7 protein-coding genes are annotated in these 14,931 nt (G+C 43.1%); 5 read left to right on the top strand and 2 right to left on the bottom strand.

From position 1 onward, the window contains the following. The first annotated feature begins 31 nt into the window (after positions 1-31). The gene (locus IEE84_RS06965) at positions 32-3,907 is read left to right on the top strand and encodes an AAA family ATPase (protein WP_191113628.1); all 3,876 of its coding nucleotides are present in this window, start codon (positions 32-34) and stop codon (positions 3,905-3,907) included. 124 nt (positions 3,908-4,031) lie between these two features. Here IEE84_RS06965 and IEE84_RS06970 read toward each other — a convergent pair whose 3' ends face one another. After that, positions 4,032-8,879: an NAD-glutamate dehydrogenase gene (locus tag IEE84_RS06970; protein ID WP_191113629.1), complete on the bottom strand. Its 4,848-nt coding sequence runs from the start codon at positions 8,877-8,879 to the stop codon at positions 4,032-4,034. Between the two features lie 458 nt (positions 8,880-9,337). Between IEE84_RS06970 and purD the strand changes: the two genes are divergently transcribed. Both purD and IEE84_RS06980 read left to right on the top strand, forming a co-directional pair. Continuing rightward, positions 9,338-10,654, top strand: coding sequence for a phosphoribosylamine--glycine ligase (gene purD, locus IEE84_RS06975; protein WP_191115413.1), 1,317 nt, complete (start codon positions 9,338-9,340; stop codon positions 10,652-10,654). Between the two features lie 448 nt (positions 10,655-11,102). Beyond that, on the top strand, positions 11,103-12,497 hold the full coding sequence (locus IEE84_RS06980) for an ABC1 kinase family protein (protein ID WP_191113630.1): 1,395 nt from the start codon (positions 11,103-11,105) through the stop codon (positions 12,495-12,497). A 134-nt stretch (positions 12,498-12,631) separates the two neighbouring features. On the opposite strand, the gene IEE84_RS06985 is transcribed toward IEE84_RS06980, so the two are convergent. Next, positions 12,632-13,306 carry a class I SAM-dependent methyltransferase gene (locus IEE84_RS06985; RefSeq protein WP_191113631.1) on the bottom strand — a complete coding sequence of 225 codons (675 nt, stop codon included), beginning with the start codon at positions 13,304-13,306 and terminating at the stop codon, positions 12,632-12,634. Positions 13,307-13,495: 189 nt separating this feature from the next. On the opposite strand from IEE84_RS06985, the gene IEE84_RS06990 reads away from it, so the two are divergent. Together IEE84_RS06990 and IEE84_RS06995 are read left to right on the top strand one after the other, a co-directional pair. Then, positions 13,496-13,687, top strand: a complete 192-nt coding sequence (locus tag IEE84_RS06990) for a DNA gyrase inhibitor YacG (RefSeq protein WP_057760289.1) — start codon at positions 13,496-13,498, stop codon at positions 13,685-13,687. Between the two features lie 40 nt (positions 13,688-13,727). Then, positions 13,728-14,909 carry an aspartate aminotransferase family protein gene (locus IEE84_RS06995; RefSeq protein ID WP_191113632.1) on the top strand — a complete coding sequence of 394 codons (1,182 nt, stop codon included), beginning with the start codon at positions 13,728-13,730 and terminating at the stop codon, positions 14,907-14,909. Positions 14,910-14,931: the final 22 nt, after the last annotated feature.

The following is a 14,931-nucleotide window of genomic DNA, read 5'->3' on the forward strand; positions in this document are numbered from 1 at the left end:
CTGCGGCTATTACTAATATTAAGACTTATCCATGCGCCTAATCGAACTCAGACTAAAAAACCTCAACTCCCTAAAAGGCGAATGGCATATTGATTTTGCTGATACTGCCTTTACCAATGAAGGCATCTTTGCGATCACAGGACAGACTGGTGCTGGCAAGACCACCATATTGGATGCTATTTGCTTAGCGTTATATGGTGAGACGCCAAGGATTAATAGTATCAGCAAAAGCAGCAATGAGGTGATGACGAGGCAGACGGCAGAGTGTTTCGCTGAAGTAGTGATTGACTTAAATGGCGAGCAATATCGCTGCCGCTGGGGACAGCGCCGTGCTTACAATAAAGCAGATGGCAATCTGCAAGATGCGACTCATGAAATTGCTAAGATAAACATTGATGACTCGTCAAAAGAGGATGAGCTGTTAGAAAGCACCTCAAAACATACCAAAAATAAGATCATTGAACTGACTCGGATGGATTTTCAGCAGTTCACTCGCTCTATATTGCTGGCTCAGGGCAGTTTTTCAGCATTTCTAAAGGCAAAGGCTGATGAACGCGCAGATATTTTAGAGAAAATTACGGGCACTGATATTTACGCGACTATCTCAACACAGGTTCATGATAAGAAACGTACCGAGGAAGAAATTCTCAGTAAGCTGCAATACGGTTTAGATGGTTTGATGCTCTTAAATACCGATGAAGAAAATCAGTTAAAAGCTGACTTGCAGTCATATCAAAGTGCTCAAAGTGAACAGCAGAAAACCATTCAAAATTTGTCCGAAAAGATAAAGTGGCTAGATAGCGTGACAGAGTCAAAAGAAAAACTGAATACTTATCAAAATGATCTAGATCAGGCTCAGCAGGCTCAGCAAGACTTTATCCCTAGTGCCAAACGCTTAATCGCTGCTAATAAAGCGTTGGAGATTGACAGTCAGTTCAGCCAACTTGTGCATAGTCGCGATAATTTAAAACGCTTGCAAGAAGAACAGCAGCAGATCAGCAGCATCCTACCGCAAAAACAAGACGACCTAGAGCAAGCAACCATACATCTAGAAACAGCAAAAACTCATGCGCAAGCTACCCATGAAACTTTGCAAACGGCTCTACCCAATATTGCGCAGGCGCGTAGACTAGATATAGACATTACGCAGAATAAGCATGTCCTAAAAGATATTGAGCAAAGACAGCAAACTCTAACGGGCAGCACTCAACATCTAAATAAAGAGATAGACAACCATAAACGACAGGCTGCACAAAATAAAACCCAACTCGCAAGTGTCGAAAGCTATCTTAATGACGCCCATGAATTAAACGATATCGATAGTGACATAGCGAACTTCAAAAGTCATTGCGGCCGACTAAAAGCCCTATTGCAAGAGAATACCGCCCTATCAGATGATAAAACAAGCCAGCAGCAACAGATCCACCAGTATCGCGCCAATCTTGACGTCTTAAATCAACAGAAAAAGACAAAAGACACCACCATGTTGTCTATACAGGATAAATTAGCCGCTTTACAACAAGAGCAAGCAGCATTAACCCAAGTGCAGTCATTGGCTGATATGCGAGATGAGCAAGAGCAGATTGATGATATCAACCGTCAACTTGACCAAGTGAGCGTTAAGACAAACCAGCTTGATGAGCTTAGTGTACAAGTAGAGAAAATAGTTGCGACCTTGCCAGTAATGAGTAACGACCTCAAGAAGCTGGCAGGCTTAATCGCTGATAATGAATCGGCGCTCGGCGCTGCCAAAGACAAGCGTCAAGACAAACAAACCCAGCTGCATTTACTACAAAAAGTCGCTAAATTAGAAGACTATATCGCTGACCTAAAAGATGGCCATCCCTGCCCGCTTTGTGGGTCGCTAGAGCATCCTTATAGTGCAGACCATCCGCACTTAGCGCAAGAAACGGAAGCAACGCAAACTCAGCGGCAAATAGCAGAGCTGGATACGACTATATCCAATTTAGAAGATACTCTCTCTAAACATCGTATTAATCAAGCAACTGTACGACAGCAGTTTGCGCAAGCGGAAGAGCAACAAGGCCTGCTAAATCACCAAATACAAAAGTTAAAGACAGATATCGACCAGTTAATCAGTTCAGTACTAAATAAAAGCTATTCTCAATTTGTTGCTGAAACATTAAAACCGTTGATGCAGATTGAGACGCATGTAGATGCGCTATCATTATTAGACAGTAGCAAAATCGAGCTAGGTAAGCGTAGGGAGTCTCTTAAAAATACGTTAACTCAATATGAAACGCTTAGCGAGTCGCTCTCTACGATGCGTAATGGCATCGAAGCGTTAGACAAAGAGCAGCGTGAGCTAACCAGCACTATTAACGAGATTGAGAGCAATAGTGAAAAAACAACATGGGCTATAGAAAACTTAGACAAAAAGTATCATGATAATTTTTCTGAATTGACCGTGCTCAAAACCGATATATTAGCTCTGTTAAATAAATATTCCGCTGACAAACATCAGTCAGATGCAAAAACGGCGATACGTTCTTCACTGCAATCATTACAACCGCTGATAACCAGCATTGAAAACCAAACCGTACTAAGCAGTTTTGACGCTCAGGCGCATATCAATACTCTGCGCCAATGTCACAGTGCCCTTTTACAAATCAAGAAACAGTTTAACGACTATAGAGAGGATCAACAAAACCTAAAAACATCACTCGGTCGATTAGAAACACAAATCGAGACCAAGCAGTCTCAGCTCGACAAAGAAGAAAATGAGCTTGTTAAACTAGTTCAACTCGTGGCAGAAAGAACTGAGGCGATTGAGAAATTACAAACAGATAGAAAGTATGTTTTTGCTAATAAAGATCCTGAAGCAGAAGAAAAGCGTTTACGCGATGTCTTAGATCAGGCTAAAACCACGCAGACCTCTACGCAAAGACAGCTAGACAATGCTAAGCACATACTTAGTCAATTGCTTGATAAGCAACGTCAGGTGACTGAGCAAGTGACTACTGTAAGGATTACACTTAGCAGCCAAGAAGATACCTTTAAGTCAGCGCTTGCCGCCTCTGATTTCGCTAATGAAATAGATTTTACTAATGCACGCCTGCCCATAGATGAGCGTAATGCACTTAGACAGCAACAACAGCATATCGATTATGCGCTAAAACAAGCGCAGTCTTTATTGGAAGAAACCAAAAAAGCACTTGAAGCTAAGCAAGCCAATCCGCTGACAGTAGACGATAGAGAAACGCTTGCCCAACAGCAATCACAAGCCCAAGATGAGTCTAATAAAAGAATTGAATCGATTGGTGCCATCAGTCAGCGACTAAAAGACAATGAGGACAAAAAAAATACCCAACAGGCACAGATTGATGCCATCAATACTCAAAAGGATAAGCTTCAAGTGTGGCAACAGCTGCACAAATTGATTGGCTCGTCCGATGGCAAGAAGTACCGCACCTTTGCTCAAGGACTTACTTTTGACCTTATGGTCACTCAAGCCAATACGCAACTGCAAAAAATGAGCGATCGCTACTTGCTGGCTCGTGATGATAATAGTCCACTTGAGCTAAATGTGATTGATAACTATCAAGGTGGTGAAATTCGCAGTACTAAAAACCTCTCAGGCGGCGAAGGTTTTATCATTAGCCTAGCGTTAGCATTAGGACTCTCACAGATGGCCAGTCAAAATATTCGGGTAGATTCGCTATTTTTGGATGAAGGATTTGGTACATTGGATGAGGAATCCTTAGACATTGCGCTTGATACGCTGACCAATTTACAGCAAGAAGGTAAATTAATCGGGGTGATATCCCATGTTCAGGCCCTAAAAGATCGCATTTTAACCCAAATCAAGGTCGAAAAGCTCTCGGGCGGATTTAGTCGAATCAGTGGTCAAGGATGTCATAAGATTGTCAGTGAAAAAGCATCATAAGTTAGGTTAATCACTTTACTACTTAATACTTTTAATTAAACCATTTCTTTTAGACAATAAAAAACCACCGAACATTAAGAACGGTGGTTTTTTTGTGCGACAGTTTGGGAGTGATATTACTTCATTACTTAGTAACTAAACCACTAAGCTCACTCATCAATACTGACAACGTTGAAAGACCGATTTGACCTTCTTCATCATTGCTATGAAGCTCATCTAACTTATTCATCTCTGTGGTGACTGCTGCAAGCTGATCGACGTGTCTTGCTCTCCATTCACTAAATGCTTGCTTAGCATCTGGTTTTGAGAGTACCGCATCCATCAATAGACGCAAGCTGCGTGACAGCTCGTTCACTAACGCATGGCGAGCACGGCGATCCCAATAATCTTGCTGTGGTAGGCTGGCAATATTTTCCATCATCCAGTCTAACTGCAACACTTGGTAGGCTTCAAAGTATAAAGTTGCAATCTCATCAACAGGACGCTCATATTGCTCAGCAAGCAATGCAGCATCAAGCGCATCGACATGGTACGGTAGCATTGCAAATAGCGTAGCGTCATTATCAGACAGCTCTTTTTGCATCAAGCGCTTGGTATCTTCTTGCAGATATTGAGCAAATTGCTGCTCGATAAAACCACTTGGCTTGGTCAGTTTTTCTACGCTTTCACTGAAACGGCTAATCATATCAGCGACTTGCAAGTTTTGACCGAAGGCATTGATGAACCAGACAACACCGCGCTCAAGTGAATCACGTAGACGTAGCTCAAGGTTCAGCAGTAACGTCGCCTCAACTTGATTGTCTAGGGCTTCAAGTGCTTTCCAAGCGCGCGATACGTTGAATACATCACGGCTAATCGCATAACCACGTACGATAGTGGCTAGTGATTGATCGGTTTCCTCAAAGAGACGGAATAGCGCTTCAATACCTAAACGGTTGACCACACTGTTGGTCAAGTAAGTACTGATAATCTCGCGATGCAAACGGTGCTCAGTCATCTCATCAAAGAAGCGTGACGCAAGTTCATCTGGGAAGTACTTACGTAGCTCATTGATAAAGTACGGATCATCTGGTAAATCAGACAATAATAGATTGTCATAAACCCACATCTTGCCATAAGCCAAGACCACTGCTAGCTCAGGGTTGGTCAGACCAGTATCCGCTTTTTGACGCTTCGCAATCTCTTCATCTGATGGCAGATACTCAATCGCACGATCCAGACGCCCTTCACTCTCTAGCATTTGAATAAAGCGCTGATGATCACTCAGATTGGCTGCTGCACGGATATGGCTCAGCTCAATCGCTTGTGGTTGCAAGTAGTTTTGACGTAATACCAATTCTGCTACGGTGTCAGTCATACTCTCCAGCAGCTCATTACGTTGCTTCAGCGTCATATCGCCTTGCTCAACTACTTTACCAAGTAGGATTTTGATATTGACTTCATGGTCCGAGCAGTTAACACCGCCTGAGTTGTCGATTGCATCTGTATAGATACGTCCGCCCGTTTGAGCGTACTCGATACGACCTTGCTGAGTTAGACCTAAGTTACCCCCTTCACCAACAACGGCTGCACGTAGCTCATTACCATCGATACGTAGCGAATCATTCGCACGGTCGCCCACGTCAGCATGCGTTTCGTTTGCACTTTTGACATAAGTACCGATACCACCATTCCAAATAAGATCGACAGGTGCACGTAGTAACGCACTGATCAAATCATTCGGTGCAAGGCTGTCTTCACTGATATCAAATAGCGACTTCATCTCAGGACTGATAGCGATGGTTTTGTCTTGGCGCGAGAATATACCACCACCTTGACTGATTAATGATGCTTCATAATCTGCCCATGAGGAGCGTGGTAGCTCAAACAAGCGTGCACGCTCAGCGTACGAGGCCGCCGTATCTGGATTAGGATCAATAAAGATATGCAAATGGTTAAAGGCAGCAACTAGCTTAGTATGCGTTGATAGCAGCATGCCATTACCGAATACATCCCCACTCATGTCACCAATACCGACAACGGTGAAGTCATCACGGTTTTGGATGTCCATACCGCGCATACGGAAGTGACGTTTGACCGACTCCCAACCACCGCGCGCTGTGATACCCATTGCTTTATGGTCATAACCTACTGAGCCACCTGATGCAAAGGCATCATCTAACCAGAAGTTGTACTCTGCTGCTAGCGCATTGGCTATGTCAGAGAAAGTAGCTGTACCTTTGTCTGCTGCGACAACCAAGTACGGGTCGTCCTCATCATGGCGTACCGTGTTGGCTGGCGGGACGATGTTGCCATCTACAATATTGTCTGTGACATCAAGCATGCCGCGTAAGAATGTCTGATAGCAAGCGATACCTTCTGCTTGGAACGCCTCACGACCATCAGCCATGCTCTTGGTTTTTACAATAAATCCGCCTTTAGAGCCTACAGGGACGATTACTGCGTTTTTGACCATCTGTGCTTTGACAAGGCCAAGTACTTCGGTACGGAAATCTTCCATACGATCTGACCAGCGCAGACCACCACGAGCGACTTTGCCGCCACGTAAATGTACCGCTTCGACGCGCGGTGAATACACAAATATCTCAAACATTGGCTTTGGTTTAGGCAAGTTTGGAATGTCTGCTGCCAAGAACTTAAATGACAGACGATCTTTGCGCTGACCATCGCTATCGACTTGATAGAAGTTGGTACGTACCATCGCATTGATCAAATCTAAGTACCAGCGCAAGATACGATCTTCATCCAGGCTATCAACATCTGCTAACGCCGCTGTGATTTGCTCTTGAATGGTAGCAGCCTTTTCTTGACGTTCTTCTTCGCTATACTTAGGATTCATACGTGCGTCAAACAAACTACCTAACGCGACACTGATATCACTGTTTTTGACCACAGTTTGCTGAATATAAGCACTAGAGAATGGCGCACGTGCTTGCAGCATATAGCGAGACAATGCACGCAATACGACGACATCATAAGTATCGAGCTTGGTCGTTAGTACCAATTCGTTAAATGAATCGCTTTCAACACGACCTGCCCAGATTTGTTTGAGGCTGTCTTCGAACTGACCACGCACGACTTGCATATTGACCGTATCGACATGCTCTAGGGTCAACTCATACTCTTGCATCCAGATAGGTTGCTCTGGCAAGTCAAACTCATAAGTCTGTGCTGAGATAACTGACACACCAAAGTTTTCAAGTATTGGTAGTACTTTTGACAAGATAACCGGCTGCTCGCGACCGTATAACTTTAGGTGGAGCTGGTTACGTGCATCGCCTGTCGACTGGTATAAGTGCCAAAGCATCGGTTGCTCTGCGGTTAGACCCGCCAAACGCTTTGTATCTTCGACTGCGGTACGAGCATCAAAACGCTCTTGGTAGGCAGCAGGGATATAGTTTAAGAAGCGACGATTTAAAGCATTGGCTTGTTGCTCGCCTACATTATCGAGTAGCATTTTTTGATAATTATCATCCCATGACTGCATGAGTGCTGATAATTTGGCTTCAAGTGTGGCGATATTGACGTCATTTACTTGACCAGGCACGGTACGTACGTGGACATGCACACGAGCATGCGCAGATTCATTGAACTCAGTAGTAAACCCTGAGGACATACCGTTATAGGCGTCTTTTAGGACGTTTTGTACTTTAATGCGTAGTTCGGTATTGAACTTATCACGTGGGATATAGACCAAGCACGAAACAAAACGCTGATAATGGTCAATACGGCTAAATAGACGTAAGCTTTTCTTGTCTTGTAGTTGAGTAATACCCGAAACAATTGGGTATAGCTCTTCGACGCTGGCTTGGAACAAATCATCACGCGGTAAGGTATTAATCACATGCATCATCTTATGATGAGCATGACCGTCACGTGGCAAATCTGCCATCGCCATAATTTTATTGGCTTTTTCGCGCAATAGCGGTATTTGCTGTACAGTCAGCTGATAGGCTTGTGACGTAAGCAAACCGATAAAGCGGTATTCACCAATTAGGTTGCCGTTATCATCGAACTTATGAATGCCCAAAAAGTCCATATATACTGAACGATGCACAGGTGATACACGGCTTGATTTAGACAGCATCAACATGCGCGGCTCAGTCAATAATTGCTTTAAACCTCTAGGCAATTGGCTAAAGCTTTCTGATAGCTTGTCTTTCTCAGAACCACGTAATAGACCAAGGCCACTGTTACCAATCGCAAATAAATCCAAATCAGTCGGCTCAGAAGTCACTTCGATAGACTGACCACCTTCCAAGCGGTATTCACGATACCCTAAGAATATGAAGTGATCGTCTAAGATCCAATCTAAAAATGCTTGGATTTCTTGTTGTGAGTAGAATACTTCTGGTAGCGGCTTAGTCGAAAGCTCAGTTTTGATATCATTCAATTGCGCACGCATCTGTTTCCAGTCGCCAACGACCGTATCAAGCGTGTCAATTTTTGACATCAGCATTTTTTGCAGTGCTTCCAAGTCTTCGTTGTCTTGGTAAGCAATTTCGCAATGAATCAATGACATATGTGAAGTGGCACTTTCATGTGCGCCTTCGATATGAGTAATATCACCATTGTCATCACGCTCAACACTGATAATGATGTTGTAAGTACGATGAACATCGATACCTTCAGCTTCCAGGCTCATCAAAATCGTATCAACTAAGAATGGTCTATCATAAGCTGCGATTTGAATGACAGTGTGCGAGCTGTGAAAGTGCTGCTCTTCTGCTGCTGGGTTTAGTACTGTCAGCTGCGGCTTGCTACCGTCGTAAGCTTTGAGTAGTGTAAAGTGATGTAGCGCCATGCCCGCCAAGTCAGCATTACTAATCGCCTCTGCAGCTTCTTGATGCAGCGGCTGATAATAGCTATGAATAAAATGATCAAATAGCGATTTGTCTTTTTGTACATAACTGGTAGCAATATCGCTTATCTGGCTAATGCGCTCTTTTGCGATACTGAGGGAGTTTGGCATTTCCTGCGTCCTTTTTTTATAGATTTGGTTCAACATTTATTTATTTAAGTTTATCGATTTAGATTGACTACTGTTACTGCATATTCATCATTGGTGCAACGGTGCAGTATTTCCATTCACGCGACTTATTTTATTTTTATAACAGTTAGAAATTTTCTCCTTTTTTGCTCTTATTTTTTATTAATATGTAGCCATCAGAATTTAATACTACCAATATAGTGAAGTGTAACGCACATAAGGCGCGAGCTAAAGTGTACAACATCATTTCATGAATCAGCGATGTGTCGATAACCTTTACTAATGAGACAATGCGGTTTTGGACATCGATATGGATGATTCGGTGCTGGCAGGCGGATACTCATGGTAATTGAAGGCGTTTTTTTGTTAGAATATGCCAACATATTTAAGAGCGTACGACTCGCTCACTATTAACTTTAATGCTAAGGGCAAAAGGTATGATGAATATTTTGGTGGTTGGCTCAGGTGGTCGCGAACACGCATTGGCATGGCAATGTGCAAAAGATGACAATGTAAAAAATGTCTACATCGCTCCTGGTAATGCTGGCACCGCCCTTGAGCCTAAATGCCAAAACGTTACGCTAGAGTCTACCGACGCTGACGCAGGCGAGCATAGTGCTGTTATCGCGTTTTGTCAAAATAATGATATCGACATGGTGATTGTTGGTCCAGAAGCACCTTTGGTTACGGGTCTTGTTGATGCTTGTCGTGAAGCAGGTATCAAAGCATGGGGCCCTACAGCGTACTGTGCACAGTTAGAAGGCTCAAAAACTTTTGCTAAAGAGTTCATGGAGCAAAACAACATTCCAACCGCTGCTTATCAAGGTTTTACCAACGCAGTCGCTGCAAAAGCCTATGTCGATGAGCAAGGCGCGCCTATCGTTATCAAAGCAGATGGTCTCGCTGCAGGTAAAGGTGTTATCGTCGCTGAAACGATCGAACAAGCACATGAAGCTATCGACGATATGCTAGCGGACAATAAGTTCGGTGATGCTGGCAGCCGCGTGGTTATCGAGCAGTTTTTACAGGGTGAAGAAGCCAGCTTTATCTGTATGATTGATGGTGACAACATCCTACCAATGGCAACTAGCCAAGATCACAAACGTGCTTTTGAAGGTGATACTGGTCCAAACACTGGCGGTATGGGCGCCTACTCCCCTGCTCCAGTTGTTACCAGCGATGTTCATAACAAAGTCATGCAGCAAGTGATTCAACCAGTAGTCGATGCCATGAAAAACGCAGGCCATACTTATACTGGATTCTTATACGCTGGTCTTATGATTGATAAGGCAGGCGACCCGTATGTTATCGAATTTAACTGCCGTTTTGGTGATCCAGAAACGCAGCCTATCTTAATGCGTTTGCAGTCATCAATGGTCGATTTGGTCGCACAAGGTTTGGCAGGTCAGTTACCTAGTGAAGCAAAATGGGATGCGCGCCCTGCTCTAGGTATCGTCGTTGCATCAAAAGGCTACCCTGAAACTTCGTCTAAAGGTGATGTGATTGCAGGCTTGCCAGAACTAGATCCTAACAACGACAATGCTGTTAAAGTTTTCCATGCTGGCACGGCATTTTCTAACGATAATGATAAAGAAGTCGTTACAAACGGCGGGCGCGTCTTATGTGTAACTGCGCTAGCAGATAGCATTTCTGATGCTCAGCAAGCAGCATTAGCAGTCACTGCTGCTATCAGTTTTGATGGTGCGCAATATCGCCGTGATATTGGTCACCATGCCATCACTCGCGAAAATGCTTAGCAGCTAAGGCGTACTAAAAACATATTGAGTAACGTCTTGGGCAATATTTTAGATAATGCGGAGATTTCGCTCAATATGTTTGATTAATAGTATTTCTGTATTTTATAGCTCTAAATCATTATTTGACCTAGCATTATGCTAGGTCTTATTTTTTAGTATCTTTTTAATACCAATCTATTGGCTATAAATAGATTTTTCTAAGTTTTAACAGTCAGTTAACTTGCTAGAAAAATCTAGCTATTTATAAATCATATTTAAATTAGTAAGCACCTATTTATCAATAGTTACCGCTAGACATTGGCTTACAAAGTAACTATCAATGGCCAGCTTAGGCTCATAAAACCAACGCGCTTTATATGATACAATTTTGTACCTGTGCATCACGTCTCCCTTGTATTGTAGGTTTCGAACCCGCAAATCAATACCAATTGGATGAATGATTATACTTATGGCAAATGATACGTCTAAACCTTTTAGCAACAAGCAGTCAATCGATAGCCTAAAAACCTCAGGGTTTGATCGTCGTATGTCGATTGCAAAAACTTCTTTGAATATTGGTCGTCGTTGGGCGGGTAATAGCGTGTCTGGTATGTTCTTAAATAAAGAAGCACGTACTGCACGTAATCAGGCGTTTATGGAAACTCAGGCAAACTATCTGGCATCAGAGCTGGGTAAACTGAAAGGTTCGGTCGTCAAGATTGGTCAAATGCTAGCGATTTATGGTGAGCACATACTGCCACCAGAGATCACACGCGCTTTGCAAACCCTTAATGATGATACAGCGACATTAACTTGGCCGACGATTGAGCAAACATTACGCCAGTTACTGGGCAACAAACTAAACGAGCTAGACATTGATCCTGTCCCCATCGGAACTGCTTCTCTTGCTCAAGTTCATCGTGCGACCGTGCTCGCCACTGGCGAACAAGTTGTGTTAAAAATTCAGTATCCAGGTGTGGCAGACGCTATTAACTCTGATCTTGCCTTGTTCAAACGATTGTTAAAAGTAAGTAATATCGTTCCCCAAACACGCGCACTCGACGCTTGGTTTGAGGAAATACGTGACCTACTCCATCACGAAGTCGATTATGAAGCGGAAGCGGCTACGACGGAGCGTTTTTACGAGCGTTTAATTGATGATCCGCGCTATATCGTGCCTAAGATTAATCGTACTTATTCTAAAAAACGTCTGCTATGTATGTCATACGAGCCAGGTATCACTGTGGTATCAGAAGCATTGCAATTACTACCTCATGAACGCCGTAATGCCATTGGTCAAGCAGCTATAGAAATCATGATGCAAGAGATTTTTGTATGGGGCGAAATGCAGACCGATCCTAACTTTGGTAATTATCTGGTGCGTGTGAGCGAAAACGAAGAAGATATCGATAGATTGGTTTTGCTAGATTTTGGAGCGATTCGTCAGTTTGATGGTAACTTATTAACGATTGCCCGTGGTTTATTACGCGCAGGATATCGCCATGATCAGCAAGCAATGAGCATTGCTATGAAAGGATACGACTTTTTCGATAGCATGAGTAATAAAGTACGTTCAGATATTGCTTCGTTATTTTTGCTTGCTACCGAGCCTTTTAGTGACCCTGAGAAAAACACCAATATCCCTAGCGAATGTTTAGATGAACAGAACCGCTATATTTGGGCCAATAGTAAACTACATTCACGCCTATCTACTACGGCCACACGTGCAATGCAGTCCTTTGAATTTAATCTGCCACCAAAAGAATTTATGTTTATCAGCCGTAAGTTTATCGGTGCATATACCTTTTTAACTGTTTTAGATGCGCATACCAACTCTAATAGCCTCGTAAAACCTTATTTATAAACCGTGCAAATTTTGAGCCGTCTTTTAGTGACGGCTTTTTAACTTTTCGATTTCATTTGCTTAGGCTATTTTATATCTAATATTACTAACTTTACTGTGTATTACTGACATAAGCCCTATATTTACTTAGGCTATTATTTTTCGCTTATAGCCCTTACCTGCCAATCATCAAATCTTGTTTTATACCACTTCGGCTTACGAATGCTTAGCTCCCAACACACTTCTTGTCGTGCAAGATATTTTACTTCGAAATGAGTGCGCTGACTGGTCGCTGGTACTCGAGAACGTGTTGATGGTAGACACCATACTTTGGTTGCTTGGTGTTCTGCATTGTCCATATAGGATTCAATATTGGTCACTAATACCACTTCTCCGCCCACCTGCAAGCGTGATAAGAGAAACTCAAAAAAAGGCATGTTCAGCCATTGCTGATTTGGATTATGCTGTTCAGGATTGGGATAAAGAATAAATATTTTAGCCAAGCTCTTTGGTTTAATGGCATGCACTGTCCATGCAATCGCATCCGCATGAATCGCATCTAGGTTTGATAAATTTTGTAGAATGGCTAATTTTGAGAATGCTTCAAATTTATTACGCGTGCGTTCAATGGCTATCAGATGCTTATCAGGATTTTGTGCGGCAAAGCTAAGTGCATGCTTACCCTTCCCTGCCCCAATCTCTAGCATCAACGGTTTTTCACTTTTATTGTCATTGATGATAGTTGGAATAATAAAGTCACGCGGTGCTGACAGTTTTTGTGGTTGAAAGGCACGCTCTTGCTGATGCGTGAGATCAATATTGTCGGTCATCTACTATCCTTAAAGCATTTGTCTTTTGTCATTATTCGGCCCCATGCTATTATATAGTCAATCCAATTGAATAGTAATACAGCGATAGCAAGTACGCCTCGTTTCGTCGTAATTTAAATGACGGATGCGTTTTATGCTTGTGCCATATGCAACCAATACTAATAACATTTAGGACATTGCTCTTTTCTTATGACTGACTCTACTGCAAATACGCCCCCAAAGACCTACCCTTGCCCACGTTGCGGTACCCAGACGGCCTGGCAAGACAATAAATATAAGCCGTTTTGTAGCAGTCGCTGCAAGTTGATCGACTTAGGTGCTTGGGCAAACGAAGACTACACCTTACCTGCAGAAACCACGCCTTTTTCTGACGAGCTATAACCCACACTTTTACTCAATTATTATACCAAGGATGCTTTACATGTCTGCTACTTACCTGATGCCCACTTATAATCGTCAACCAATCAGCTTTACACGCGGTACAGGCAGTTGGCTCTATACCAAAGATGACACGCCTTACTTAGATGCTTTGACTGGTATTGCGGTATGCGGCTTAGGACACTGTCATCCACAAGTCACTGACGCGATTCAGCAGCAAGCAGGTATGTTAATTCATACGAGCAACTTGTTTGGCATTGATTGGCAAGAGCGTGCTGGAGAGATACTATGTACCGCCGCCCAAATGGACAGTGTGTTTTTTGCCAATAGTGGCGCCGAAGCCAATGAAGCTGCATTGAAACTGGCACGTTTATACGCGTACAAGCAAGGTTTTAAACGTCCAAAAGTTATCGTAATGGAGCAATCGTTCCATGGTCGTACGTTATTATCTTTGTCAGCTACTGCAAATCCAAAAGCACGTGAAGGGTTTTATACACTAGATGAAGACTTTATTCGTGTGCCATTTGGCGATATTACTGCCGTCAAACAAGCTGCTCAAGAACATGATGACATCTGCGCTATCTTTGTAGAGCCGATTCAAGGCGAAGGTGGCCTAAATACGGCAGCCAATGGCTTCACTTATCTTGAAGAGCTACAAGCAGAATGTGACGCTCATAACTGGCTATTTATGCTGGATGAAGTACAAACAGGTAATGGCCGTACGGGTAAATACTTTGCTTATCAACACAGCAACGCTCGTCCTGATGTGTTGACGACAGCCAAAGGCCTAGGTAATGGTTTCCCAGTCGGTGCGTGCATGGTCCGTGGCCGTGCCAATGGTCTGTTTGGTGCTGGTAGCCATGGCTCTACTTATGGTGGCACGCCATTGGCCAGCCGTGTGGTACATAGCGTATATGACGTACTAGCAAATAGTAACATCATGGAAAATGCAGTGACTGAGGGTTTATTCATCAGAGAAAGTATCGTTGATACATTTGGCCAACATGGCGTTAGTAGTCGCGGTGCAGGTATGATGATTGGTATCGCGCTACCTGAAGATATGGATTGTAGCCAACTGGTGGATCGTGCCCGTGATGAGCAAAATCTAATCATCAATGTGACGGGTGGTCATGTTGTACGTTTGCTGCCGCCGCTTAACATGAGCCGTGATGAAAGCACACAAGTCGCTGAGCGTTTAATCAATCTACTAAAGCCATCATTTTAAAATATGCTTCAACGTTAATAAT

It is taken from the genome of Psychrobacter sp. 28M-43 (genome assembly GCF_014770435.1).
Taxonomy (GTDB): Bacteria; Pseudomonadota; Gammaproteobacteria; order Pseudomonadales; family Moraxellaceae; genus Psychrobacter.

Excerpts from the sequence above, each read along its gene's own strand:
- IEE84_RS06990 (WP_057760289.1), top strand. The coding sequence starts at position 13,496 with ATGACTGACTCTACTGCAAATACGCCCCCAAAGACCTACCCTTGCCCA.
- IEE84_RS06970 (WP_191113629.1), bottom strand. The coding sequence starts at position 8,879 with ATGCCAAACTCCCTCAGTATCGCAAAAGAGCGCATTAGCCAGATAAGC.
- purD (WP_191115413.1), top strand. The coding sequence starts at position 9,338 with ATGAATATTTTGGTGGTTGGCTCAGGTGGTCGCGAACACGCATTGGCA.
- IEE84_RS06980 (WP_191113630.1), top strand. The coding sequence starts at position 11,103 with ATGGCAAATGATACGTCTAAACCTTTTAGCAACAAGCAGTCAATCGAT.
- IEE84_RS06995 (WP_191113632.1), top strand. The coding sequence starts at position 13,728 with ATGTCTGCTACTTACCTGATGCCCACTTATAATCGTCAACCAATCAGC.
- IEE84_RS06965 (WP_191113628.1), top strand. The coding sequence starts at position 32 with ATGCGCCTAATCGAACTCAGACTAAAAAACCTCAACTCCCTAAAAGGC.
- IEE84_RS06985 (WP_191113631.1), bottom strand. The coding sequence starts at position 13,306 with ATGACCGACAATATTGATCTCACGCATCAGCAAGAGCGTGCCTTTCAA.